The organism is Streptomyces sp. NPDC046379 (assembly GCF_055587785.1).
This window is the reverse complement of the sequence record NZ_JBVJFP010000032.1, coordinates 1-25,335: the sequence shown is the minus strand read 5'-3', so window position 1 is coordinate 25,335 and position 25,335 is coordinate 1. Positions and strand designations below refer to the sequence as shown.

Below are 25,335 nucleotides of genomic sequence, written 5' to 3'. Positions count from 1 at the left end.
CTCAACTGAACCCTCCCCGTGCCCGGCCGAGGCCTGCGCAGCCAATGCGCTCCGGGTTCTGCGCACCGGCTGCGCAACGGCCGGCTGCGCACCGATGACCGCCCGCCGTGTCTGCGCACCGGTCCGGCCATGCGCTGCGCAGTGGGTGCGCGCGTAGTGCGCAGCCGGGCCGTGCGCGGCGTCCGGTGGGGCGGCTGCCCGGGTTCCGGGTTGCCGGTGTGTGCGAGTGGTCTGCGCATTGTGGCGCTGACCTGCATGGTCAGGGCCCATGGTCGGGGTCGGGCGGACCGTGGTTGGGGTCGGTCGGGTCGTGGTCGGGGTTGATCAGGGTCGTGGTTGGGGTGGCTGCGCACGCCGATGCGCAAGGGCTGCGCAGCCGGGCTGCGCGGTGCGCAGGCGGCTGTCGCAGGTGCGCACCGGCTGGTGTGTGCAGTGTGCTGACCTGCATGGTCGGGGTATGTGTCGGCCCGTGGTCGGGGTCCGTGGTTGGGGTTTGGGCGGCCTTGGTCGGCCTTGCGTGGGCCGTGGTCGGGGTGCGGGGCGGGTGACGTGTTGGGGGCGGTGGCGTACGACCTCCCCAGGTCTTTGTGCGCGCCACCGCCCCGACTGTATTCCCCGCAGGCACGAACGTCGCTGTGTCGTCCAGCCGCCTGTCCTGCTGCCAGCCAGAACGGCCGAATGGTATCCGCCGCTGTCTCCGGAACGCGCAGTTGTCCCGGAGCCGCTGAGATGCGTCATCGACGTGAAGCTCAAGCTTCAGTGCTGCTCACCACCATGTGGTGCAGGCGACCTCGGGGTAATTGCCGGCCTTGCCGCAGGCTCGCATGAGATTGCCCCGATTGTTATACGCTTCCGTGTGGTTGCTGCCGCCGCTGTTGATCTTCGTGATGCTGAGCTGTTCCCAGGTCCGGCCGCCGTCGAAGCTCCGGTCCACCCACACCAGGTCGCCCACGGAGCCGAAGATCCTGCCCCAGGCGCATGTGCCGTTGTACCGCAGCTCGATGCCGCGGGAGCGGATGGAGGTGGACGCGACCGTCCTGGGGTTGTTGTAGCTGCAGCCTTCGGCGGCCGCCGCCGTGGTAGGAGTCACTGCAGTGAGCATGGCTCCGGTGAGCCCTGCCGCGGCAATGGTTCCGAGAAAAGCTTTGCGAATCCCCATGTGGGAGGTCCCTTCGGTGGTTGCTCGTCTGAGACCGGATGGCGTGTGGGCTGAGCCGTTGCGATGGCATCCGCTCTCGCCGGTCCGGCGGCAATCCCAGGTGTAGCGCGAGTCTGTCGGGACCGGTCCCGCCTCCGTCGGTGACTGTGCGCGTGCGCAGGCCACGTGACACACGTGGTGTGCAGGCTGTCAGTCCAGGTCGGTGGAGGCCAGGGCGACCGCGAGTGTGATGTGGGGGACGGCGTTCAGGCAGAGCTCGGCGGCTGTGCTGGGGTCCGGGGCGGTGCGCGCCTGCTGCAGGGCCAGCAGACCGGTCAGCACCGCGGCGTCGACCGCTTCGTCGAGGATCTCGTCCACGGCGAGCTCGCCGCCGGCCGCCAGCTCGTGCACCAAGGTGATCGCCGCCTCCGGATCGGTCCGCCAGCGGGCGGCGACTTCCGCGCCGGCGCTGACCAGGTCCATCACGGCGGTCTGCTCCACCGTCGGCAGCGGCACGCCGTCCCCGCTGAACGATTCCGCCTGCCCGGCCTGTTCGGCGAGTTCCTGGGCCTGGGCCACGACGCATCGTGCCGCGTACGTCCGCCGGGCCTGCGCCCGCTCCCGGGCGGCTGCGGCCGGCCACCGGGCGGTGTCCTCGGCGCGGGCCCGGTCCAGCAGGACAGCGGCGGTGAGGCCGACCTGGACGCACGGCAGCACGTTCAGCGGTCTACCAGCCCATCGCCGCCGCCCCGCCAGGCACCGAGGCCGTCGAGGTGCCGGCCGCGTCGGCGCAGGCTCCGGTCAGGGTGGTCAGGGCGGCGATCAGCCGTGCGTGGCGGCGGCGGCGTGCGGGCAGGTCCTAGCGGTCCGATGCAGCGGTCATCCTCGCACTATGTCGCGCAGCAGTTCCGTGCACTGTCCCCTCCCGGAACGACGCCGGCGGCCTCCACCCGGCCGAGGTCTGAGTTCTGGCGGGCGGCGCCGGTGGTCCAGGACACGCGCTGGGCGGGGTCCTGGACGGGCCGCCAGACGGGCGCGGCCGGGCCGCCGCGGAGGATGTCCGTCAGCGTCGCGGCGAGCACGGCAACCTCCCGCACAAGGCCGGCCGCGTCCGGCTCTGCGACGGCCGCGCGCAGTGCGCTGACCCGGTCGTCCACCCCGGCCGGCCCGGTGCCGACGAGGACGAACAGCACCCTCGGCCGCCGCGGCCCGCACCGCAGTGCGGCGGCGCGACCGTGCAGACGCGCATACGCGCGCAGCCGCGCGCCCAGGCACGCGGGACCCGTGGTGGCGTCGTCGACGTCGACGAGCGCCTGAAGCACCGCGCCGCGCCCGCCCGGGCCGGTGCGGTAGCGGAGCAGCGCGTCCGGGGCGACGTCCTGGCCGCCGACGTTGCGGTGATAGGGGTCAGGGAGCCAGTCCAAGGGCCGGCACAGCTCACCACGCTGGCGGGCGTCCTGAACGAAGGCGAGCGCGACCTCGTTCACGGTCAACGCATGCGCGGCCCGCGCCCGCACCGCGCCGCGGTCCCAGACCCTCCTCGAGGACCGCCGCCCGCACAGCTCGGGCCACGGGCCGGCGAGCCGTGCCCCGGCAGGGGTGGGGAACCACACCCGCCCCCGCCCGGCCCGCCCCACCGCGACCCGGTCCACCACCCCCTCCGCGCGCAGCTTCACCAGCCGCCGCCGGGTCTGCTGAATCCGCTCCCTGGGCGCCAGGAGCAGGTGCAGCTGCTCCGTCGTCGCCATCCCGTACTGCACGAGTACCGCCACCGCCATCCGGTCGGCGCCCGCCGCATCCACGTCCCTCATCCCAGGCCGCTCCCGTATCCGTGCGACACCACCCCTCGTGCGGGTGCCGCGTTCACGGACCACGGCATCAGCCGGCCACGACCATGACGCCAACCATGAAGACCCGACCACGATCACGATCCGACAACACCGGCAACGGCCGCCCCCACCACGCCGACCGCCCCGCCCGACGGGAACGCTCCAGTGGCTCCAGCAACCGCTGCGGGCCGACGCGTTCTGCGCTGACCGGTTACCGGTCTCCCTGCCGTTTCCCCTACCGGTCCCCCTGCCAATTCCCCTACCGGACCGTGTCACAGGCTCTACGCGGTTCATGCAGGTCAGACCCCGTGGTCCGCCCTGACCACGATTCCCGACAACCCCTCTTTCCTTCTTCTAGCTGCACGTGGCTGGGGGGTGGGTGTGTCGGTGGTGGGTGGCAGGGTGGGCGGCGGTGTCGGGCAGAGGGGCCGGGGCGCGGGGTGCTCTGGCTGCGGCCCGGCGGGCGCCGGTCCGCCGGTCCGCGGTCGGGTCCCTGCACGGCAGGGACCGGGTGAGCGGGTGAGCGGGTCGGCTGGGAGCGGAAGAGAGGAGAGCGGGTGGGCGGTTCGAAGGCGTACCCCTATGGGTCGACGTCGACGGTGCGCGGGCATGTGCTGGCCGCGCTGGGGGTGCTGAAGGTGGCCACGGCCGACCAGATCCACCGGCTGACCGCTCCCGGCCACAAAGACAACAAGGCCTTCCGCAACGCGTGTCTGGATCTGGCCCGGCACGGGCTGGTGGTCTCCGAGGGCAGTGCCCGTTCGGGCGGGAAGCTGTGGGGGCTGACCCCGCTTGGTCTGGAGGCGGCCGCGGAGGTGGTGGGGCGGCATGTGGGCGAGATGGGCGGCACCGCGCGGGGCGCGGCCCGCGCGGGGGCTCCGCACGCGATGGCGGTCAACGAGACCGTCATCGCCCTCACCCGCACCCCGCCCGCCCTCACCCAACCCCTGCACGGCGACTCCCCGCCCGCTGCCCCGCACGCCCCCGCCGACGCTGACGCCGGCGTTGACGTCGTCGGCGACGTCGTCCCGGCGGGGCTGGGCACGGTGGCGGCCTGGTCCACGGAGGTGACCCACCCCCTGCCTTCCACGGGCCGGTCCCGGGCGGCGGTCCGTGCGGACGCCGTCGTTCACGCGGTGGAGGCGGGTGTGCCGGTGCTGCTGGTGGAGGTGGACAACTGCACCGAGAGCGAAGTGGTCCTGGCGGCGAAGTTCGAGCGCTACCGCCGCTTCTTCTGCCTGAAAACCAAAGACACCCACGGCAAGGACCCCCTGGGCGGAGACCTGCAGGGCTGGGACGGGCCGGGGCCGGTGCCGGTGTGGCGCACGCTCTACCCCGCGACCGGGCGGGAGGGCTATCCGCCGGTCGCGGTGGTGTTCAACCCCGGCGCCCGGCTGGGGGAGCAGGCGCTGAAGAACCGCATGAACCGCATCATGGAGGCCACCCGGGAGGTCTGGTCGGGGGAGTACCACCGCACCCGTAGCTACGGCGTCGCGGACGGCTACTGCGACTACGGCGACGCGATCCCCCTGCTGCTGACCACCCTGCCCCGCCTCCAGCAGCACGGCCCGCACGGGCAGGCGTGGTGGCGCTGCGGACACGGCCGCTGGGAGACCCTGCACGATGCCCTGGACAACCCCCAGGACCACGACGCCTGGTACGAGCGCGAGGAAGAACGCCGCCGCCTCCACGACCACCACACCGCCCGCGACCAGGAACGCCGACAGCAGGAACTGAAGCAGTGGGCGCCGGCAGTCCGCACCGCTGAACCGCTCCCCACTCCGGCCCCAATCCCGGTACCAACCTCGACCCCGGTCCCGCCGTCGCCCTGCGAGTGATGCAACCAGCCCATCACCAGCCCGTGGGAAACCCCCTACGACGACTACGCCCCGCCCCCGGACGGCCGTCACTGCCCCGAATGCCGCCGCGACATCGCCGCCCAACCCCCCGCCCTGCGCCAGGTGCTGTTCAAGCGCAGCCGGCCCTGACACCCACCGACCGCCGCCTGAAGCCCGCCGCCCGTCCGCCGCTGGTCGCCGCAGCGTCAGCCCTCCGACTCCACCGCTCCCTCGCCCGCGCCCTGGCCGCCCTCCAGCTCCTGGCCGTAGAGAGCGCGGGCTTCGTTGACGGCGCGCTGCCAGCTGCGCTGGACGCCCTCATGTGCGCGGGTGAGGTGTGCGGCCAGGCCGCGCTGATATCCGCCGGCCTGGCGCAGTTCTGCGAGGACGACGGCGACACCCTGCTCACGCTGCTCCCGGCCCTGCCCGCCGCTGCCGGTGCTGCGGCCGTCTCCTGTGAACCGACCGGCCCGCTGCAGGCTCCCGGTTCCGGTGTCCTGCTGCCAGGCCGTCCGGAACGCTTGCACTGCCCAGCCTGCTGGTTGTCGTGCTGCGCCCCGGCAGATCACCGGCCGGCGTTTCGTTGGAGGAGCCGACCGCAGGTGTGTGCCTGTTCCCTGTACCCGGGGCTGACCCGGCACCTGGTGCCGCCTCCTTCGTGATGGAGGCGGTCTTCGGCCCGGGCGCGAGCACCGTGGCCGCTTACGGGCGACCTCGATGGCGTCGTCGTCCCCACCACCGCCTTCGCCCCGCCCTCTCGAGGGCCGCCTCTGCAGCAGCGAGACTGTTGCGGCTTCGGAGGGTGTGGGGGTGGTGGGGTCCGAGGATGCGTTCGCGGTCGGTGAGGGTTTGCCGTAGAAGGTCGGCGGCCTCTTCGTGTCGGCCGAGGTCGTTCAGGGCGTTGGCGAGGTTGCTGCGGCTGGTGAGGGTGTGGGGGTGGTGGGGTCCGAGGGTTCGTTCGCGGTCGGTGAGGTTCTGTTGGTGGAGGCCGGCGGCTTGTTGGTGGTGGCCGAGGTCGTTCAGGGCGTTGGCGAAGTTGTTGCGGCTTTGGAGGGTGTCGGGGTGGTGGGGTCCGAGGATGCGTTCGTAGTCGGTGAGGTTCTGTTGGTGGAGGCCGGCGGCTTCCTCATGTCGGCCGAGGTCGTTCAGGGCGCTGGCGAGGTTGTTGCGGCTGGTGAGGGTGTGGGGGTGGTGGGGTCCGAGGGTTCGTTCGATGTCGGTGAGGTTTTGGTGGTGGAGTTCGGTGGCTTGTTGGTGGTGGCCGAGGTCGTGCAGGGCGTTGGCGAGGTTGCTGCGGCTGGTGAGGGTGTCGGGGTGGTGGGGTCCGAGGATGCGTTCGCGGTCGGTGAGGTTCTGTTGGTGGAGTTCGGCGGCTTGTTGGTGGTGGCCGAGGTCGTGCAGGGCGTTGGCGAGGTTGTTGCGGCTGGCGAGGGTATGGGGGTGGTGGGGTCCGAGGATGCGTTCGCGGTCGGTGAGGGTTTGACGGTCGAGGTCGGCGGCTTGTTGGTGGTGGCCGAGGTCGTGCAGGGCGTTGGCGAGGTTGTTGCGGCTGGCGAGGGTGTCGGGGTGTTCGGGTCCGAGGTGGCGTGTTGCGCTGTCGAGGACGTGCTGGCGCAGGAGGTGTTCCTCGGTGGATGCGCCCGCTTCGCTCAGAGCGCCCGCGAGAGCGTCGAGTGTGTTTCTGGCATCGGTGAAGCCCTCGTCGGTGGCGCGGTCGAGGAGGGGTGGGAGGTGGGGTGTGAGGAGGCGTGCGGTGGGCCAGCCAGCGCGTCCGGCGTGGACGGTGTCGGTGACGGCTTGGGCGAGGTGGGTGTCGAGCGCGGTGTACCCGGCACTGGAGTCGCTACCGTTCGGCGGGATGGCCATGACCTCGCGGACCAAGGGATGCAGGACCACCTGTCCGACCTCGACGCCGGTGCCTTTCCCGGCTGGTGTGTCCGGTGTGGTGTGGGGGGTGTCGAGGAGTCCGTACCGGTGGAGTCCTGCCAGTGCCGCGTCCAGGGCGGGAGCGGTGACGTCCTGGCCGGTGGCGTCGGCGAGGAGTGCAGGGGTGATGAGTGACAGCGGGATGGGGGCGGCTTCGAGGAGGGCGAGGAGGTGGAGGAGGGGGCGGGCGAGGGTGTAGCCGTCGGTGTAGAGCTGGTCGAGGGAGCGGTCCCAGGTGCGCCGCACCACGGTACGGGCGACGTTCGGATCAGCGGCGGCGTGGGGGTGCTCGGCGCCGAGGAAGTCGCCGAACTCCCGGTCCAGCGCTTCGCGGTAGACGGTGAAGGTGCGGTATCGGCTGGTCGCGGTGGCCAGGTACCGGCCCGCGGCTTCCAGAGCGAGCGGCAGGCCGCCCAGCCGGGCGGCCAACGCCCGGGCTTCTTCCTCGCTTCCGGCCGACGGGGCCGCGTCCCGCAGCACCAACGCCCCAGCTGCGTTCTCCAGCGGCTGCAGGCGTATGAACTGTGCTTGTCGGCCCCAGGTGCTGTCCGCGGTGTCGCGGCTGGTGACGATCAGCAGTCCGGCGCCGTCCGGGCGCAGCCACCCCCGGTAGACCCCAATAGGTTCCGCACCCGGCCCGATCCGCATGGTGGGGACGACGTTGTCCACCACGACCACCCACCCGCCCACCGCCGCGAGCTGCTCCCAGACCACGTCGACCAGCACCGCCCGGCCCTGGCGCGCCTGCTCCAGTCGCTCCGGCGGGAGCCCGAGTGTCTCGGCGATGCGGGTGAGGTCGTGGGCCAGGCGGTGAGGGTCGTCCTGCCAGCGGGTCCAGAACACCGCATGCCCTGCCTGCTGCGCTTGGTGGGCGGCTTGGGCGGCGAGGGTGGTCTTGCCCAGGCCGCCGGCCCCGCACACCACCGCCATCCCCCCACCCCGCCGCAGCCCCTCCAGCACGGCGAGCTCACTGTCGCGCCCGCGTACGGTCGCAGCGGGTGTCGGCGGGCGCAGGGAGGCGTCGACCGCGGCCGCCGCAACCCATCCCCGCCCCGCCGCCCCACCATCGCCCGCCCCACCAGTGCCCGCCGCGCCGCCGCTGTCCGTACGGGCGGGCGTACGTAACGCGTATAAGGAGATCGGCAGGCTGATGAGCGCGATGGTGCCGCCGACGACGCTGGCAGTCTGGTCCGCCTTCTCCAGTCCGAATCGGGCGACCGCCCACCCCACCGCTCCCAGGAAAACGGCCACAGCCGCGCCCAGCAGCCAACGCCGCACCACACCCGCCCACCCGCCGTGCCATGTCCCGCGCACCCACGCCCCCTCACTCCCACCCCTGCATGTGGGAGTGAGGATGCCGCAGGCGAAGGGCGCCGGGAAGCGGGATGGATCAGCCGGTACCGGTCTGTGACGGCCCTACATGCGCCATGAACACCGGCACCCTCTCGGCCAGTCGTTGGCGTACGGCCCACCGCGGAAGTCGAACCCCACCACGTTGCTGCACTCCCACCGCGGTCCGGGATTCCCTGCGGCATCTGCTGCCGTATCGGGTGCGTTATCCCCTGCGGCATCTGCTGCGCTCTCCTGTAGCGGGCCTTTATGTCTGCGCAGGTCACTGGCCGTTTACGGCATGGTTGGGGGAGCTGACATCCCCTTGTGCGCACCCCCGTGCCCGTCCTTGGCCTGGTGGAAGGGGTGGGTGGGGTGGGTCGGGCGTGCGGGAGCGCGGCAGGGGATTGGGCGGCCGGGGGTTGTCGTTGCGCGTCGGGCGGGGCCCGCCGCGCCTGCCCGCCGGGGACGGCCGGGGACGGCCGGGCAGGGCTGGGGGGTTGCGGCAGAGGTTGCGCCAGGATGGTGCGCCACGGGGTTGCGATAGAGGTTGCGATAGAGGTTGCGAAGCCTTTCGGGCCGATTACACGTCACCGCAGCTCATGGGCCGGTTTTTCCGTGGTCGGGGTGCTGACATCCCCCTCTGCACACCCCCACGCCGACGCCCGGACCAGGAAAAGGGAAGTGGGAAGGGATGGGGCGGGGCGGGGCGGTGGGAGCGTGCTTCGGGGGATCGGGCCCCGGCTGGTGTGGTGCTTGCGCGTCGGCCGGGGCCGCCGCGCTGTGTGCTGATGCCGGGCGATACCGCACCCGGGGGGAGCGGCTGCCAACCGCTGATGTTGTGGCGGCCTCCTGCAGCCGTCAGCCGCCGGTCTGCGCCGCGCCTTCACCCTGGCCCTGGCCGTGCTCTCGACCGCCGCTCTGCTGCTCTTCGCCGTAGGGGGTGCGAACTTCGGTGACGGCTCTGTTGTCCCGAAGCTGCCGCAAAGTGACACGTAGCTCTGTAGCGGAAAGGAAACATTCCCCCTGCCGCCGGTTGGCCTATTGATCAGAAACGGTTTGGGTTCAGGGTCGTTGGTGGTGTGTGAGCGATCTGGTGGGGGACACGCGGCATCTGTCGCCGTCGGCGCAGGAAGCCTTGCGGCTGCGGGCGGTGGCCGCGCTGGTGGCGGGACGGGACCGCGAGGACGTGGCCATGATCTTCGGGGTGTCGCTGAAGGCGGTCGACGGCTGGTGGGCGAAGTGGAAGGCCGGCGGTCGGGACGCGCTGGTCATGCGTCCTCGCGGCAAGCCGGTCGGGGTGCACCAGGTGCTCGGGGAGGCCGAGCAGGCCGCGGTGCGGCAGGCGGTCCTCGATCACCGGCCCTGTGACTTGGGGCTTTCCGGTCAGTTGTGGACCAGGCGGTTGGTGGGCGAGTTGATCTCGAAGCTGTACCGGGTGCGGCTGACCGAGGTGGGGGTGGGCAAGTACCTGAAGCGGTGGGAACTGTCCTTCCAGCGGCCGGACAAGCGGGCCGTCGAACAGGACCCGAGGCCGTGGCGCGCTGGCATCAGGAGACCTGGCCCAAGATCCGCGCGAAGGCGAGGAAGGACGGCGGTGAGATCCTCTTCGCCGACCAGGTCGGCATCCGATCGGACCAGGTCACCGGCCGCACCTGGGGCGAAAAGGGGAAGACCCCTGTGGTGCGGCGGAGCGGGAACCGGTTCTCGGTCAACGCGATGTCGGCGATCAGTACCAAGGGCCGGATGCACTTCATGGTCTTCGCCGAGAGCTTCACCGCCGAGGTGATGTGCCGCTTCCTGGACCGGCTCGCCGGCCACTTCGGCCACAAGGTCCATCTCGTGGTCGACGGGCACTCCGCCCATCGCTCGAAGAAGGTCCGGGACTGGCTCGCCGCCCACCCCGACGACGTCGAGCTGCACTTCCTGCCCCCATACTCGCCCGAGCTGAACCCCGACGAGCTGGTCAATGCGGACCTCAAGCACAGCCTGCCCAAGCAACACCGGGCCCGCGATCAGGCCGAACTCGCCGCCGAGACCCGCCGCTTCTTCCGCAGACGCCAACGCCAGCCGCACATCGTCCGCGGCTACTTCGGAGGCCCGCACGTCCGCTACATCCTGGACGAGAACCCCATGAGTTTCTGATCAATAGATCATGCAACACTCGACGCGTGACAACGCCCGAAGAGCCGCCCCAAGCAAGCCCTCCCAACGGCGGTCCGTTTGCCTGTCCCTGCTGCAAGCTCTTGACGCTGGAAGCCCGCGGACAATTCCAGATCTGTGACGAGTGCAGTTGGGAAGACGATGGCCAGGACGACCCGAACGCCGACGAGGTCTGGGGCGGCCCCAACGGGGCGGATAGCCTGACCGACGCACGTCCGAAGCTGGTCGCCAGTCCTCGGTTGCACGCATACGTCCAGGAGCGGCTGTCCGAAGAGATCAGCACGCCTGGCGGCAGGGCGATCGCAGGACTTACGGTTGGCGCGTGGACGGGGCGGAACAAGCCGCACCGCAAGAACCGCGCGTGGGTGCAGGCGTGGAGTCCGGAACAGATCGCGAACCGGATCAAGGTTGATTTCCCGGATGATGAGTCCATGCGCATCAGCCACGAGGCGATCTACCAGGCTCTCTACGTTCAGGGCCGCGGGGCGCTGAAGCGAGAGCTGGTCTTGTGCCTTCGCACGGACCGTGCACTGCGTGCTCCGCGCGCTCGCTCGCGCCGTAAGACCTGGGCGCATGTGACGTCCGAAGCGCTGATCAGTGAACGGCCTGCCGAAGTCGAGGACCGTGCCGTTCCCGGCCACTGGGAAGGCGACCTGATCATCGGGCTGGAGCGGTCCGCGATCGGCACTGTCGTCGAGCGGTCAACTCGGTTCACGATGCTGGTTCACCTACCGCGCGAGAAAGGGTACCGGCACAAAAAATCGGTCAAGAACGGACTTGCGCTGGCCGGTTATGGGGCGATCACGATGAAGACCGCCCTCGCCAATGCGATGTCGACGCTGCCCGAACAGCTGGCACGGTCGCTGACCTGGGATCGCGGCAAGGAGATGTCGGCCCATGCGCAATTCAAAGTCGAGACGGGCATTCCCGTGTTCTTCGCCGATCCGCACAGTCCGTGGCAGCGCGGCACGAACGAGAACACCAACGGGCTCTTGCGCCAGTACTTCCCGAAAGGCACCGACCTTTCGAGATGGTCCGCCGAGGAAGTCGAGGCCGTCGCTCACACTCTCAACAGCAGACCTCGCAAGACGCTCGGTTGGAAGACACCCGCCGAGGCGTTCAACGAGCAGCTACAGTTGCTTCAACAAGCTGGTGTTGCAACGACCGGTTGAATCCGGTCAGTACGTGTCGATTCGCTACACCGACCGGCTCGCCGAGATCGGGGCCGCCGCGTCCGTCGGCTCGGTCGCGGACTCGTATGACAACGCGATGGCGGAGGCGCTGAACGGCACCTTCAAGGCCGAACTGATCGAGATGCAAGGCCCCTGGACCGGCTTCTGCCAGGTAGAACGGGCGATCTTCCAGTGGGTCACCTGGTACAACGAGGAACGGCTCCACTCCGCCCTCGACTACGTACCGCCCGCCGAGTACGAACGCGACTGGTGGCGACAACAGAAAGCCACCCAACAGTCCGCCTGAAACAAGATCACCGGACTCTACGAAACCCGGGTCAGCTCAAACCGGGGTCAGCTCAGGTGCCTGGAAACCGAGTGCCAGGAGCGGGCGTACGATGATGGCATCGTACGCCCGCTCGCAGTCAGGCAACCTCACGCCGCTGGCTACGCTCAAGTGCCTTTGCAGCGTCGCGTCGCCTAGTGGCCAGGACATCAACGGGGCTTCCGGCACCCTTGCCCGGTGTGTATTTCCAGGTCCGGAGATTGCTGGCCACCACGGCGAGCCGTGGATCACCGGGATTGACATCGATGTAGAACAGTGACTCGTCGACGTGGCGGTTGTCGCCTCCCCAGCGGACTACGCCGTCGAGTTCGGCAAGGATGTCGCGGATCACGACAAGTTGTGGGGGGAAGAGCCCGCCCTTCACCCCGGCTGGGTAGAAGTCCGGGCGAATCTGCACGGCCGTGCCGGAAGCCAGGTTGCCCTCCGGCAGGCCCTTTCGCACCGTGCCTGGGCTCCGCCAGCCGGTCACCTCGCCCATACGAAGCTCGTTGATCTCGTAATGGAAGCGGCGGATGACATGGACCAACACCGCTTCCACGTCTCCGGTGCGGACGGTGATCCCTGTGAGGGGAGTGCCGGGCACAGGGCGCGTCCAGATGCTTCCGCCCCCATCGGGGGATTTCTCCATTTCCCAGCCGTTCGGGCTGAGGTTGCCGGTGTGTATCCGCTTGTGGTTCTGCTGGTAGCGCCGGAAAGCGTCTCGGATCTCCTCACCGGTGGGTGTCTTGGAATATGAGGAGGCGGCGTACGCGGGTGTGGCAAGCAGGGCGGATCCGGGTATGGAGGCCAAGACCGCCGCGCCGGCCAGCGACCCTGACCGGGCGAGCAGGGCACGGCGGGAGAAGCCGGGGTTCGTCATCTATTCCCCTTCTGTGTGGGCAGCTGGCTGTTGCGCTTGAAATCGTTGCGGGTCACGCCGGCGGCCACACCGGTGATCAGGGTGAGCGAGAGGAGCGCGCCCAGCGCCGGGTTGACCCATGAGGGGATCGCCGCCTGATAGCTGCCGCCTTCGTCGATGCGGCAGACGAAGCGCAGCGGGACGTAGCTCGTCTCGTAACCGTCCACCTCGGCCGCTCTGGCCTGCCCGCCGGCCTTGTCGCAGGCCTCGCGCATGTTCACGTCCTCCATGAACAGCACATGGAGGGCGCCCCACAGATACACGCAGATGATCGCACAGGTGCCTAAAACGGCACCGGACGTGAGCCACATCCTGCCGCCGCGCGGCATGTGCTCGCGGCGCGCGATGGACGAGCACAGGTAGCCGATCAGGCTGAGGACGAGGAGGAGCCCGATCATGATGATGAAGAGCAGGGTGATCGAGTTGAAGCCGCCAGCCGTATCCGAAGCCTGCGTCAAGAGACTCTGAGTCATCTCATCATCCTGTTGTACTTCTCGAAGATGTAGTACAGCGGCATCCGCTTGCGAGCGTCGGTGAAGGCAGGCTCCCTCGGCCCCTGATAGCGCCGCAGCACTTCGTAGATCTCCGAGTCCGTGTAGTCGAGCGTGGGACGACGCTCCATCGGTTCTTCCTCGTCAAAGCCGGGCTTGCCGTCGGCCGCCCAGATGTGGGCATGGCCGACACTGGTGAGAGCAAAGTCGTTGTCGGTGCGCAGCTTGTCCCACACACTAAAGAGGTCCGTGTCCTTGCCGGCGTTCTTCGGGGTTCCGGTGACCAGTCCTGTGTTGATGGAATTGTTCCAGCAGTGGATACCCGCCGCTCCGAACATCTGACCTACACCGGTACTGCTGTCCCGTACCGCAGAGACTAACGGCAGGTCCTTGGCCCAGTCCGGGATCCAACCGTTGTGGTAGAGCCAGACGCCGGCGTCCTTACCGAGGTCTTCGTTGCCATAATGGCGGAACTCCCAGAACGCCGTGGTCTGGATGAGCGCCTTGCGCATTCCAAATGCCCGCGCCGTGTTGGACACTGCGACGTCGCCAACGATGATGGTTTCCAAGCACTCGGTGGTGGTGTATAGGCGTTCGTCGTTCTCGGGAAAGCCGATGTCCTCCATGTAGGATCGGATGTCGGCGAGGAGCCCTGGCCAGTAGCTGGTGTCGAACAGGACGTCCGGTGTCCGTGCCGCAGGGGGGTTGAAGGATGCCTGACCGGTGTCACGACCGGAGGCAATGTTGACGTCGATGTTGATGGCTCCGTCTCCGGAGCCGATGGTGCGCGTGACGATCTGGTCGTAGGCCCAGTTCGGTGGCAGCGGGTAGCCGAAGTTGCCCGAGAACCCCGAGGACATGTCCGAGACGAACGAAGCGGTCGCGTGCCCCGCTTCGCCGACTCGGTTGCACACGTTCCGCGGGCCATAGACGCCGACCATATAGGGGTTCCCGTTGTCGGCCATTGCGTCCCCGATACCCTTGAAGTACGGGAGCACGTTGTCGGTGACCTGGTAGTCCAGTGCGTCGAAGTCGACCGCGAAGAAGATCCGGGTCCCGTTCTTGAACCCGTGGTCCCGGGCTGCGTTGATCGCCGCCTGCCCAGCGGCGCGCCCGGCCGGGTAAGTGAACCCGTCGGCATCCCGCCCGTAAGTCTGGTAGATCGGGAAGCAGCGCAGGCCGTTGTTGGCGATGGTCTGCAGCTCTCCCGGCTGGATCGCCTTGTGGATCAAGTCGCCGGAGGGGGTCGGGTCTGGATTGGTCAAGTAGCGGCCGACGTACTTGATGCCCGCATTTTTCAGCGTCTGGGCCCGAGCCGGGGTGATCAGTGTGACGCCGTCGCATGCCTCGCCCTTGCGGTCCTGGTCACCATAGGAGACCAGGAGGGAGGCCCAGGTGGAGAAGTCGCCCTGACCCGTGGTGGGTAGCATGACGAACGCTTGGAAATCGCTGACCGCAATGGCCAAGTCCGCGGTGAAGCTGCTGGTGAAGGCGACCCGCCGTTGGTTGAGTGCCATGGCCGCGGAGAACAGTCGGACCCAGACACCGGAAGAGCCCGTAGAGACCGTATGTGTCTTCAGCCCGGCCTTCGTACCTGGGCCGAAAACGCCATTCGCCACGCCATCAGCCATTCCCAGCTCGTACTGAATGGCGTACAGCATGGACTTGGCGACATCGCGGGAATGGTGGCCGTCACAGGGAATGATGTAGAAATCGCTGCGCAGGACGTAGCGCCCGTTCAGCCATTGCTGCACAGAGCGGATGACGGCCGAGCCGTTGTTGACGGTGATATAGGAGTCCATGTTGAACAGGCCCTTGCAGACCTTCGGCCACAAAGAATGACCCGGATAGGTACCGCCAACACCCATGTCCTGATTGAGCTTCGCTACTGCGGCCTGGACGCGCGCACTGTACACGCCGTCGATCCCGCCGCCGTCATAGCCCTTGCAGTACAGGGCGGACTGAAGTATTCGACAGAAGTTCGCAGACGGTATCGTCGTCTCGTCGAGTTTGCCGTACTTCGCCCCGATCGCCGCCAGGGTAGTCGGGCCGAAGTTGTTCGATAATGAAGTGATGCCCATTTCGTACTGCAACGCCCGGGTCAGGGCATACATAGTGTTCCAGCCGGTCTGCCCATTTTCCTCGACTGCCATACCGATGACGCTGCCGTATGTACGATTCACGAATCGCTGCGCCTGAAGCACCATTGCGTCGGCCATACCGCATCCCTACTGAAGATGAATATGAGTAACCCCGAAGGGGTGGATTACCTCGGAGATTTCCTGGCTTGTCCCGAGCATCTGGCACCAATGAGTGATCGCTTGACCTGCGGGTAGCGACTGGCTGCACATGTGCACAGGGAGTCGGCGACGCCAGGCAGCAGGCATTGCTGGATTCTCAACTCCACCGCCTGCGCGCCGTCACCCTCCCCCCTGCCAGCGCATTCCGACCAGTACACGCCCTGATGTGCGCGCATCTCGTCGGAGCCGGATTTCGCACACCATGCCGTCCGGAAGGAAACCTGCGCAGGTGCCTCCCTAAACCTGAAGGTAAGGCTGTTCGGCAGCCCTGCAGTATGTCCCAAAACACGGTCCCCCAGACTGAGCGCCGAGTCTGACACGGTCTGCTGCCCGCCGCTCTATGCCTGCAGTGGGCAAGGACGTTCTGTTGCGCAACGCGAGTCACTGTAGTTGCAACCGCTATGAGTAACGCATCCCTGAGAAGTGCCTGGCCGGATCGGGCGCCGCGCGCTGCGGTCAAGCGGAATCCACGCTTCACGCTTCACAGTAAGCACTTGAAGTCTTTTGCCGGGTAAGTGGAGGGAGCAATGCCCGTGAAGGGTGTTGATCAGATTGACCGAATCCAGTTGTCGGGCAGTTCGGGGCTCCGTCGTTCTTGAGGCTGACCCGACGTAACCCGGTAGGGGACGGCTGTGATGGTGTTTTGTGATGGTTCGGCAGATGAACCCACAGGCACGGCTCCCGGTGATATTGAGCCGGAACTATTGGGTTGCCTACGTGATCGTGTAGCGGACGTGTCGGGCGTGGAAGTAGCCGCGGACGATGCGGGGTTGGCGCTGCCGACGGCGGAGGAAGCGGCGAGTCTCGTGGGCGAGGTCGTCTACTGAGCGTGCTGTCGGCGTACAAGCGAACGTGCACCACCTCGTACGGATGAAAGTGCACCGTTTTCGGTGCGGTGACGGGTGAAGCCCGTGAGTCTGCTGCTGTCGGTTCGGGGTGGCAGGGAGGCGACTGACGGTGGTCTTGGATCCGCATCGGTGGCTGGAGTTGAGGCGGTTCCGTTCACTGTACGAGTCCGGTGCGATGAGCATGAGGGAGATCGCGAAAGAGACCGGACTGAACCGCCGAACGGTCAGCAAATACCTCAAGGACCCCGCTTCGGTCGCCCCACCGAAGAGAGAAGCAGCAGCTCAGCGCCCTCGGCGAGTGGTGGACGAGGTTGCGCCGCTGATCGACGCGATGCTCAGGTCCGAGATCCTGCTCAAGGGAAAAGTGATCCATGAGCGCCTGGTCCAGGACTACGGAGTCACGATCAACTACCAGCGGGTGAAGTGCTACCTGCAGGAAGCCCGGCCCCGGATCGCGGACGAACTGGGCATCAGCCTGGGCGGGCTGGCGGGCCTGCACCGGCGGTTCGAGGTCGTCCCGGGAGCTCAGGCCCAGGTCGACTGGGGAGACGAAGGCAAGATTCTCGCCCATGTCGGCATCCCGAAGGTCTACTCCTTCCACATGACGCTGTCGTACTCGCGCGACCCGTTCTGCTGCTTCACCACCAGCCAGGACCTGGCGACGTTCTTCGACTGCCACCGGGCCGCGTTCGCGCACTTCGGCGGGGTGCCGATGAGCATCGTCTACGACCGCACCAAGACGGTCGTGCGCCGGCACGTCGCCCCGGGCGAGGCCGTCCCGCTGCATCCGGAGGCGGTCGCATTCGCCGGGCACTACGACTTCGACATCGACGTGCTGGCCGCCTACCGGCCCCAGGGCAAGGGCCGGGTCGAGCGGCAGGTCGGCATCGTCCGCGACCACGTCCTCGCCGGGCGGGCCTTTGCCTCGGTCGAGGAGCTGAACGCGGCCTTCACCGCCTGGGTGCCCTTGTGGAGAGCGAAGGTCCACGGCACCCACGGCGAAGTCATCGGACACCGGGCCGTGCGCGATCACACCGCTCTCCGCCCGCTGCCGCAGACTCCTTACGTGGTCACCCAGCGGCATCTGCGGCACGTCGGCAAGGACTGTCTGGTCGCCTTCGACGCGAACCTCTACTCGGTGCCCGCCCGGAAGGTCCGTCCCCGCCAGCTGGTCGAGATCCGAGCCACGAAGTCGCAGGTCAGCTTGCATGCCACGGTCCCCGACGCGGGCGGCCAGACGCTGCTGGCGGTCCATCCGCGAGCGGTCGGCCGCGGAGCGCGGGTCGTGGATGAGACGCACTGGGACGGGCTGCCCACCGGCGCCGGCCGCCGCGTCACGACCGGCGACGCTCTGCCTTCGCCCCGCCGCGGCCAGCCTCTCGGGCCGGAGGCCGGACCGCTGCAGACCCTGCTGAACCGGACCGCCGCAGCAAGTGTCGAAGTCGGACGCCGTCCGCTGTCGGTCTATGACGAGCTGACCGGCACCCGCCCCTTCACTGCAAACTCCCCCTGCAAGGACGCCCGTTGAGCGAGCTGACCAGCACCCGCATCCGCACCACCGCCGCCAAGCTCGGCCTGCCGCACCTGGCCGAGGCCCTGAACCAGTACGTCCAGCGGGCAGACGAGGCCAAGATGGGCTACCTCGATCTGCTCGACCTGGTGCTGTCCGAGGAACTCGCCGTCCGCGACGACCGCCGCTTCCGCAACGGCCTGCGGCTGTCGAAGCTGCCGCACCACAAGACGCTGGAGGACTACGACTTCTCCTTCCAGCCCGACCTCGACCCGCGCAAGGTCAAAGACCTGGCCACCCTGTCCTTCGTCGAGGACAAGGCCAACGTCGGGCCTGCACCGCGTGGGGAAAGTCCAGCGCGAGATCGGTGACGGTCAGTGCCCTGGTCGTCCGCGTCTCCTTGCGGCCGTGCCCCGTTACGCGGTCGTAGCGCCGCGCGGTGGCCTGCGTCCAGGGCAACGATCTCAGCTGCCGGAACAGTCCGGGCTGGTTGGCCTTGATCAGCAGCAGGTAGTGGGCCTTCTTGTTCTCCACAAGGAACCGGGCGTGCTCGCGCTGGGTGTGCAGGGCGTCGGCGGTCACCGTCACGCCAGTCAGGTCGTACGGCTCCAGCAGGGCTGCGAAGCAGGTGATCTCGTTGGTCTTGTCCGGCACCCGCAGCTGGGTGACGGTCTGCCCGGTCCCGGTCATCGCGGCCAGGAGATGGGCGGCCGGGCTGGTGATGGTGCGTGAGCCGCGGGCGGTCTTGCCGTCGACGGCCAGGGTGTCCGCTCCGGCCGGGTCTCCGCCGGGCAGGTCGGCGAGTCCGCCGGGGCATACGGCGTTCAGGACGCGGCGGACGGTCGCCGTGCTCGGCGCGATCCGGGCACTGAACACGGTCGTCGTGCGGGCGCCGAGGCGGAGGAGGGTGTCTTGTGGGGCGTTGCGGGCCCACTGCCCGATCGCGGCGAACGAGCGGGCCCCGGCCAGTACGGCCGAGCAGGCGACGAGCAGCACGCTCACGAACGGGTGACGCTTTCCCCGCCGATGCCGCGGGTCAGCCAGCGTGGCCAGCCGCTGCGGCAGTCCCGCAAGGGCGCGGTGCTGACGCGAGGGCGACTTGATCAGACAGACGCTGGCAGACTGACGGCACAACGAAGCTCCGGTTCGGCAGGGCGACTTGGTAGGTCACCCGCTCCAACCGGAGCTTCGTTACGTACGAGACGGGTCGACCAACAGGCGTCACATCACCGTGACCTGCAGCTTTCCGCTACCACTGGGACTTTGAAACAGCCCTGGGAGTCCGCCTGGTCAGAGGGTACGGACAACGTGGCGGACACACACCAGCGCGCAAGGCTCTTGACCGGAACCAACCGGTTCGACCGACCCTGGCCCGCACATCCCCGGCCTGCGCTGCGGCCCCGGCCCTCCCGCTCGGCTCCTCCGCGGCCGCTACCGGTGCCTGGACTGCGCGGCCACCGCCTGATCCTGCAATGGCTCCCCATCTCCTGCGGCGCGGACCACTGTCCGGCCCCACCTAGCGCCGGTCCGGCGCCCCGGGCCGCCCTCACCACGTACGAGTTTTCCCCGGGCGCAGGACCGGGTCCTGAGTGCAAGCACATTCAGGACCCGGTGTTGTGCGGATGTCAGCCGTGGATCAGAGGCGAACCGAGGAGCCCCTTGGTGATGGCTCCCTTACCGTCGCCTTCGACGTCATAGACGATCGTTGAGTCCGCCGACCACCACAGTTCGCCGTCGTAGACCGTGGACGGGGCGACGCAGGTGTTCGAGGGGTCCACCACGGTCCATGAGTAGTTGTCGTTGACGAGTTTGGTCCAGTCGCATGTCTTCGATGTGACGACGTGGTCCTCGCTGGTCGCGGTCAGGCGTTCCTCGATTCGTGTGGTGATCTTGAAGCTGGTGAATCGCTTGGAGTTGTCGATGACCTGGTCGTCGATGATCTGCCAGCTCATCATCGACTTCCCCCTGATGCTGCCGGAGAGGGTGGCGGTGTTCTCGACGTAGTAGGTGGTCTGCGGCTTGTCACCAGGGAAGATCACGTCGAACTGGGATCTGGAGGCGTCCGCCGAGGCCGGTGCGGCGGCCAGGGCAACGAGGGCGAGGGCGGCAGCGCCACCGGTGGCGGCTAAAAGTTTCCTCATGATGATGTCGAAAATCCGTTCTCATCGTATGAGGGCCCGCGGAGAGCGGGCCAATTCGGGATGGCAGGGCTGCAGGCGCATGCTGGTGGAGGTGCGCTCCATGGAGCCGATCGGCGCCGTCCGGCCCGGGAGCAGGGCTGACCGGGAGGACCGCCGAGGCGGTGGCTGTGATCTGATCTCCGGAACGTTTCAGCCTTCGCAACGTGCGAGCCTCGTGGCAGTGCAGCTACTCGCTGACGCGCGTTCTGGTCGGATAACTCGCCATGCCTTCCCTTCTCGGTTGTGTGCTCGCCCCTGAGGCAGGCGCAAAAGGCCGCCCCGGGCGGAGCGCACTCAGGGTGCGGCAGTCTGCTCTGCGACAAGCCGGCTGCTTGGCGGCGTCTGCGGGGGCGGCGTGGAACACGGAGACCAGGCCCGTGTGCCGGATTTCTCTCCAGCAGATCCTCGCGGTGATCCTGAATCTGCTGCGATTGCGCGGAACTTGTCACGCCCGAAGCGGCATAAAGGCGCCCGGCACGATGTGAAACCGCCCCTGCGGGCCTTACTGTGCGGCTGCGGTCCTGGCCTTGGCGATGGTGGCTGCGGTATCGGCCTTCACCTGGTCGAGGTCCGCTTGATGCCTGTTGATCGCGTCCTGCTGGAGCGCTGTCTCCGCCTCGAACCAGGTCCGCTCCACGTGATGCTTGTCGCGGCACTCGACGTCGGCGGTCGCCGTGGCGATCTCGGTGGCGGTCACCTTGTTCGGGTCCGAGAAGGCCGGATCGTTGTTGGCGTCCATCGGCTCGCCGTAGGCGAAGCCCTTCTCCTTCATGCAGGACGACCACTTGGCGAAGGCGGCAACGACCCTCGGGTCCCGCTCGGCCTGGCGGAAGGCCTCACCGCCGATCTGCTGTACCAAGTCGGCGTTGACTGCCGTCGGCACCTCTCCGTCGACCTGGGAGACACACCGGCGTAGCGCGTCCTCGTCGGCTCCGGACTCGTCCACAGCACCGGCCCTCATGGCTACGTCGTAAGCCTCCTGCTCCGCAGCGTCGGGGTGGTAGCCACGCTGGGAGGCCAGTTCCGCGTCATGGATGCCGTAGCGCCAGTCGGTGAGCGTTTTCCCGCCGATCTCAGGGAGGTCTGGTGCCGGAGCCCAATCGGCGTAGCCGGCGCCGACCATGCAGGTGTCGAGCAGGTCGCTCCGAGTGCTGCTCACGAGTCGCGCCTGCGCCTTGGTGGGCATATAGGCCTCGATGGGCAGACGCCAGGTGGCGGGGTCCTCGGGATCTCCCACCGTTGCTGCGGCGGCGGGTTGCCGCGGGGCAGTGCCGGGCGTGAGGTCTTCGCCGGCCTGGACAGGCGCTTTGTCCACCGCTGCGGCGGAAAGGGCCGCGGCCGCCAGAGCGAAGGCTGCCAGAGCCGGAACTGCGACGTTCGCGATCCGCTTGTTGCGCTGCTTCATGTCATTTCCCTGCGGGTATTGTCTGAGTCAGGACGAGGTCCACTTGAACGACGCGTTCTCGTTGTAGACGTTCCGGAACTGGTCGATGCGCTGGTAGGGCGCCATCGCGTCCTGGGGCCCCTTGTAACCGCTGTAGAAAAACACCCGCGCTGTGTACTGGGAATGAAAGTTCTCCCCGGATGCGGCGTTGTTCTTGATGTTCAGTCCCGACCCCGGCCAGGGAGCGCTGGCACCGTTGATGACGCAGAACCTCAGCGGATGCGTGCCTGGCCAATCGCCGCCTGGGCGCAGAGCACCGAAATCCCAGATCGAATAACCAATGTTCCGCCACGCGCCGTTCTGCCCGGAGTTGTACCAGAGGGTGAATTTGAACTTGGAGTATCCAGGCCGCTCCTGGCAGGCCTCCATACTCATCAAGTTATCTCCGTCGGTGTTGGCCGCCGCAGGCGGACCCGACACGCACAGCGCTGCGATGGCTCCGACGAGAATTCCCAACGTCCTGCGCATTTTTCCTCCCCATTCTCTTCCGTGGCCCCCGGATCCGCATCGCGACTGCGATGCACTGACTGAGTGCCAGAAGGCGTTGAGTAGCCGTCGGCGAGACCCATGGCTGAGGTCCTCTGCAGAGCCGGCACCTGTCAGAGCCCTCGCGCTAAGAAGCGCCTGCAGCGCCAGCGCGGACACAGCGCCCCGCTCCAGGTCGCTGGCCCCGGACGCACATAACCGCTGCCTCGGGGCCGACGGCTCAGGGTGAGAGCTGGGAAGGACCGAAGAAGCCGAGCTCTTGAGCCCTTGCTCCCAATGCGACGCGCCCCTTGGCCTCCATCAGGGACATCAAGCCCCCGACGCGCCGCTGCACAGTCCGATGCCCCAATCCCAGCTGCCGCGCGACGGATGCATCCCCCAGCCCTTGGTAGAGCAGTTTCAAGATCTCGCGATCGGTCTTTTCCAGGTGCAGGCCTTCCACACGCAAACCCTCCTCAAGCCCAGAAGGCTACTGCTGCTTCCTTCGGTGATCCTAGAAAATCCCGAGTAAGAACGACAGCCCCGCAAGACGCCCCAAAAGCGGACACATCAAGGCATTCGCTCCGGCGTGATTGCGCCATTCCGTGCTTGCTCTAATTCGCCTCGCCGACCTGTTTCACCCTCCGGAATGAGATCCGCCCTCCAGTCGGTCGGAAACCGGACACCATGGCGGTTTTCATATGCTCGGCATAGCCTGGCCCCGTGAAACGAAAGGCGGAGGACCGGCTTCCGTGAGAACGAGCGCCGACCATCCTCCTGAGGCGCACAGGACGCCGGCCAAAAGCCCATTTTGAGCTGCGAGGCCCACCGCCGCAGGACGCTGACCTGTTCCGATCGGGCAGAGGCCGGCGCACTACTGCCCTGACCGCCTGAAACGATTTCCTGGATCGCTGTTGGCGAAGTCGCCGTACCTGAAAACCGGGTTTCGGTCGCATCGCCTGCTGCGGCGAGCCCCAACCTGCCTGCGGACCATCCAGGACTCGACGGCCGTCAGAACTCCTCCGGCCGGAGCACCGCCAATACATCATCCGCCCCGACGGTTTGTTCGCCGGTAGGCGGTACGATGCGGACTGGATTGCCGAGTTCGTGGAACCGTACGGTGAAGGACCGGCCACCCTCGACGCGGTACTCGGCGAACCGGGGGACAGAGGTTCCGCTCTCAGGAACGAATACCCGAACCGTCACTGGGCCGATCCGGCGCGACAGGGGCCGGAGCCGCTCTCCGCCGCGTTCCACTAGCGCTCCTGCAATAACTCCGCTGCCGCTGTCGCCCGCGCGGGCCAGCAGCTGCCCAGTACCGCAGACCGAGGCGATCCCTTCCACCTGCGGTACCTCGGCCGGCAAGTCGGTCACCATGTACGACCCGCGCAGGAGACTGATCGCAGCCAGCCCTCGGTCCTCCTCAGCTGGGATGGCCGGGTTGCTCGGCAGCGGGCCTCCATTCAGCGCCTGCACGGCTGCGCGCAGGGCAGGCTCGCCCTCCCACCGCGTCCAGACCCGTTGCCCGACCATGACGCTGTCCGCCTGCCCAATCCGACCCTGACACGCGCCATGGCCATCCAGCCGGGCATCGAACGCGGTCCTCGTCCCGTCGGGCGCGCGGACCCCTCCGACCATTCTGAACGATTCCGCGTCCGCGAGATGTTGCAGCGCATCCTGCCACCTACGGGCGTCACCATTGGATGGCCCGGCGCACGACGTCACCGTCGCCGCAACTAACGCTGCCACCATGTACCCAAACCTCTTGATCCACACGCCTCAACGCCCCCTCACTGCAGCCCAATCCGACTCGGTACACCATGCCACCAGCAACTAGTACTCCAGTGCGGTTTCGTGAGCTATCCAGCGGGTTCGTCGGCGGTCCGTCGTCGGTAGTGGCTGCGTCGGGCTGTTGCCTGGTGGTGTCTGCGCCAGTTGGACCAGTGCAGCAGCCTGGCCGCTGTTACGGCTGGTGGGTGGAAGACGGCGGTGAGCAGGTGGCGGATTTCCGGGACGGTCAGCGCGATCGGATCGCTGCTGCGGGCGGGGTGGTGTGCATGGGCGGGCCGTTCAGGAGCCGCGTCGGCGGTGAGGGCGGTCAGGAAGGCTAGGGCGAGCATGGCGAGCGTGATGTGCCGGTGCCACGAGGTCCAGTGCCTGACCTGGTAGTGGTCGAGTCCGACCTGGCTCTTGGCGGCTTGGAAGCACTCCTCGATGCTCCAGCGGACACCGGCGACGCGGACGAGTTCGGACAAGGGGACCTCGGTGGGTGACCAGCACAGGTAGAAGGCGAGTTCGCCGGTGGACCGGTTGCGGCGGAGGAGTAGGTGACGATGGCTGCCGGTGCCGATGTGGAGCCAGGCCCAGTCGTAGTAGCGCGGGCCCTTCGCGCCGTTTCCGGCGCTCTGACGGTGCCAGGCCGTGGCGGGCAGGCGGCCGGCGACGCTATCCGCGCGGACGAGCGTGCGGCCGTGGTTGATCCTCACCCGGGTCGAGCAGGCGACGGCCATCACGTAGCCGATGCCGCGTGCCTCGAGGGCGGCGCGGAGCTGGGGGTCCTGGCCGTAGGCTTCGTCGCCGGTCACCCAGGAGGCGGTGATCCCGGCGTCCAGCGCGGCCTCGATCATCTCTTCGGCCGGACGGGGCTTGGTGGCGAACTGCACCGTCTGGGGTATCCCGGCGGCGTTGCGGCGTTCGGGATCCGTGCACCAGGACTGCTCTGGGAGGTAGAGCCGTCGGTCGATCAGGGCCCGTCCCCGGCTGGTGGCCAGGGCGAGGAGCACGCCGACCTGGGCGTTCTCGATGCGTCCCGCGGTGCCGGTGTACTGCCGCTGTACCCCTGCCGAGGAGCGGCCCTTCTTCAGGAAGCCGGTCTCGTCGACAACGAGAACGCCGCCGTCGGCGCCGAGGTGTTCGGCGGCATAAGCACGCAAGTCGTCGCGGACAGCATCGGCGTCCCAACGGGCGTAGCGCAGCAGACGTTGCATCGGCCCGGGCCGCGTATGCCCTGCCTGTTCGGCCAACTGCCAGCAGTTCTTCCGTTCGACGCTCGACAGCAGCCCAAGCAGGTAAGCGCGGGCTGCGGCCCTGGGCTCAACTCGCCTGAATCTGCCCGCGATCCGGGCCATGACCTGGTCGAACATTGCTCGCCAACGGGCAGGGTCTACGCTATGGCCTGCGGCCACCGCACGATCTTCAGGAGTCCACACAACCCCCGATGATCACGCGGTGGCCGTACCCGTTCCCAGCTGGGTCCGACGCAAGATCGCGAAACCAGACTGGAGTACTAGTCTTCTGAGTCTGGAATTCTATTCAGATGTGTAGGGTTGCCTGGTGGCACGTACTGGGCGGCCGAAGGCCGAATTGATCCTGTCGGATGAGGAACGGGCTGCGCTGGAGGGATGGGTTCGGCGCCGTTCCACCCCGCAGGCGTGGGCTTTGCGGTGCCGGATCATCCT

Annotated in this window: 19 protein-coding genes and 4 pseudogenes; 8 read left to right on the top strand and 15 right to left on the bottom strand. The window is 67.9% G+C overall.

The window, feature by feature from the left end; translation table 11 throughout:
• Positions 1-766: 766 nt before the first annotated feature.
• The 3 genes from ACZ6KF_RS32380 to ACZ6KF_RS32370 all read right to left on the bottom strand — a co-directional run bounded on the left by ACZ6KF_RS32380 (position 767) and on the right by ACZ6KF_RS32370 (position 2,949).
• Positions 767-1,090: a glycosyl hydrolase gene (locus ACZ6KF_RS32380; protein ID WP_469160621.1), complete on the bottom strand. Its 324-nt coding sequence runs from the start codon at positions 1,088-1,090 to the stop codon at positions 767-769.
• Positions 1,091-1,348: 258 nt separating this feature from the next.
• Entirely contained in the window at positions 1,349-1,855 is a 507-nt protein-coding gene (locus ACZ6KF_RS32375; protein WP_469160622.1) for a hypothetical protein, read from the bottom strand.
• 173 nt (positions 1,856-2,028) lie between these two features.
• Positions 2,029-2,949, bottom strand: a complete 921-nt coding sequence (locus ACZ6KF_RS32370; protein ID WP_469160623.1) for a replication-relaxation family protein — start codon at positions 2,947-2,949, stop codon at positions 2,029-2,031.
• 575 nt (positions 2,950-3,524) lie between these two features.
• On the opposite strand from ACZ6KF_RS32370, the gene ACZ6KF_RS32365 reads away from it, so the two are divergent.
• Positions 3,525-4,805, top strand: coding sequence for a replication-relaxation family protein (locus ACZ6KF_RS32365; RefSeq protein WP_469241672.1), 1,281 nt, complete (start codon positions 3,525-3,527; stop codon positions 4,803-4,805).
• Between the two features lie 206 nt (positions 4,806-5,011).
• On the opposite strand, the gene ACZ6KF_RS32360 is transcribed toward ACZ6KF_RS32365, so the two are convergent.
• Both ACZ6KF_RS32360 and ACZ6KF_RS32355 read right to left on the bottom strand, forming a co-directional pair.
• On the bottom strand, positions 5,012-5,332 hold the full coding sequence (locus tag ACZ6KF_RS32360; RefSeq protein ID WP_469160625.1) for a hypothetical protein: 321 nt from the start codon (positions 5,330-5,332) through the stop codon (positions 5,012-5,014).
• Between the two features lie 175 nt (positions 5,333-5,507).
• Positions 5,508-7,982 (bottom strand): tetratricopeptide repeat protein, encoded by a 2,475-nt coding sequence (locus ACZ6KF_RS32355; protein ID WP_469241670.1) that lies wholly within the window; start codon positions 7,980-7,982, stop codon positions 5,508-5,510.
• 1,273 nt (positions 7,983-9,255) lie between these two features.
• Here ACZ6KF_RS32355 and ACZ6KF_RS32350 point away from each other — a divergent pair.
• From ACZ6KF_RS32350 to ACZ6KF_RS32330, 5 genes and pseudogenes are all read left to right on the top strand, one after another.
• Positions 9,256-9,534: pseudogene (locus ACZ6KF_RS32350) on the top strand (helix-turn-helix domain-containing protein); the annotation flags it as partial.
• Between the two features lie 62 nt (positions 9,535-9,596).
• Positions 9,597-10,205: an IS630 family transposase gene (locus ACZ6KF_RS32345; protein ID WP_469160627.1), complete on the top strand. Its 609-nt coding sequence runs from the start codon at positions 9,597-9,599 to the stop codon at positions 10,203-10,205.
• A gap of 26 nt (positions 10,206-10,231) precedes the next feature.
• A pseudogene (locus ACZ6KF_RS32340) lies at positions 10,232-10,429 on the top strand (CPCC family cysteine-rich protein); the annotation flags it as partial.
• Positions 10,430-10,441: 12 nt separating this feature from the next.
• Positions 10,442-11,395 (top strand): annotated as a pseudogene (locus ACZ6KF_RS32335) (IS30 family transposase); the annotation flags it as partial.
• Positions 11,396-11,408: 13 nt separating this feature from the next.
• Positions 11,409-11,702: a transposase gene (locus ACZ6KF_RS32330; protein ID WP_469160628.1), complete on the top strand. Its 294-nt coding sequence runs from the start codon at positions 11,409-11,411 to the stop codon at positions 11,700-11,702.
• A 118-nt stretch (positions 11,703-11,820) separates the two neighbouring features.
• On the opposite strand, the gene ACZ6KF_RS32325 is transcribed toward ACZ6KF_RS32330, so the two are convergent.
• The 3 genes from ACZ6KF_RS32325 to ACZ6KF_RS32315 are packed head-to-tail and all read right to left on the bottom strand — an operon-like array spanning position 11,821 to position 15,349.
• On the bottom strand, positions 11,821-12,600 hold the full coding sequence (locus ACZ6KF_RS32325) for a hypothetical protein (protein WP_469160629.1): 780 nt from the start codon (positions 12,598-12,600) through the stop codon (positions 11,821-11,823).
• Positions 12,597-13,112 (bottom strand): hypothetical protein, encoded by a 516-nt coding sequence (locus tag ACZ6KF_RS32320; protein WP_469160630.1) that lies wholly within the window; start codon positions 13,110-13,112, stop codon positions 12,597-12,599. The genes ACZ6KF_RS32325 and ACZ6KF_RS32320 overlap by 4 nt, the downstream gene beginning before the upstream one ends.
• The gene (locus tag ACZ6KF_RS32315) at positions 13,109-15,349 is read right to left on the bottom strand and encodes a glycoside hydrolase domain-containing protein (RefSeq protein ID WP_469241668.1); all 2,241 of its coding nucleotides are present in this window, start codon (positions 15,347-15,349) and stop codon (positions 13,109-13,111) included. The genes ACZ6KF_RS32320 and ACZ6KF_RS32315 overlap by 4 nt, the downstream gene beginning before the upstream one ends.
• Positions 15,350-16,366: 1,017 nt before the next feature.
• Between ACZ6KF_RS32315 and istA the strand changes: the two genes are divergently transcribed.
• Together istA and ACZ6KF_RS32305 are read left to right on the top strand one after the other, a co-directional pair.
• Complete coding sequence (gene istA, locus ACZ6KF_RS32310; protein ID WP_469241665.1) at positions 16,367-17,806, top strand: IS21 family transposase; 1,440 nt, start codon at positions 16,367-16,369, stop codon at positions 17,804-17,806.
• A pseudogene (locus ACZ6KF_RS32305) lies at positions 17,803-18,141 on the top strand (ATP-binding protein); the annotation flags it as partial. The gene istA and the pseudogene ACZ6KF_RS32305, both read left to right, overlap by 4 nt.
• Here the strand turns inward: ACZ6KF_RS32305 and ACZ6KF_RS32300 are convergent.
• The 7 genes from ACZ6KF_RS32300 to ACZ6KF_RS32270 form a co-directional block, all read right to left on the bottom strand.
• Positions 18,071-18,922 carry an ISAs1 family transposase gene (locus ACZ6KF_RS32300; RefSeq protein ID WP_469160633.1) on the bottom strand — a complete coding sequence of 284 codons (852 nt, stop codon included), beginning with the start codon at positions 18,920-18,922 and terminating at the stop codon, positions 18,071-18,073. The pseudogene ACZ6KF_RS32305 and the gene ACZ6KF_RS32300 sit on opposite strands and share 71 nt — an antisense overlap.
• A gap of 491 nt (positions 18,923-19,413) precedes the next feature.
• The gene (locus ACZ6KF_RS32295; RefSeq protein WP_469241663.1) at positions 19,414-19,929 is read right to left on the bottom strand and encodes a hypothetical protein; all 516 of its coding nucleotides are present in this window, start codon (positions 19,927-19,929) and stop codon (positions 19,414-19,416) included.
• 541 nt (positions 19,930-20,470) lie between these two features.
• Positions 20,471-21,373, bottom strand: a complete 903-nt coding sequence (locus tag ACZ6KF_RS32290; RefSeq protein ID WP_469179433.1) for a hypothetical protein — start codon at positions 21,371-21,373, stop codon at positions 20,471-20,473.
• Between the two features lie 27 nt (positions 21,374-21,400).
• Positions 21,401-21,880 (bottom strand): hypothetical protein, encoded by a 480-nt coding sequence (locus tag ACZ6KF_RS32285; RefSeq protein WP_469160636.1) that lies wholly within the window; start codon positions 21,878-21,880, stop codon positions 21,401-21,403.
• A 238-nt stretch (positions 21,881-22,118) separates the two neighbouring features.
• Positions 22,119-22,340, bottom strand: a complete 222-nt coding sequence (locus ACZ6KF_RS32280; protein ID WP_469160637.1) for a LuxR C-terminal-related transcriptional regulator — start codon at positions 22,338-22,340, stop codon at positions 22,119-22,121.
• A 548-nt stretch (positions 22,341-22,888) separates the two neighbouring features.
• The gene (locus ACZ6KF_RS32275; RefSeq protein ID WP_469241661.1) at positions 22,889-23,629 is read right to left on the bottom strand and encodes a hypothetical protein; all 741 of its coding nucleotides are present in this window, start codon (positions 23,627-23,629) and stop codon (positions 22,889-22,891) included.
• A gap of 107 nt (positions 23,630-23,736) precedes the next feature.
• Positions 23,737-25,020, bottom strand: coding sequence for an IS701 family transposase (locus ACZ6KF_RS32270; RefSeq protein WP_469241659.1), 1,284 nt, complete (start codon positions 25,018-25,020; stop codon positions 23,737-23,739).
• Positions 25,021-25,335 lie beyond the last annotated feature (315 nt).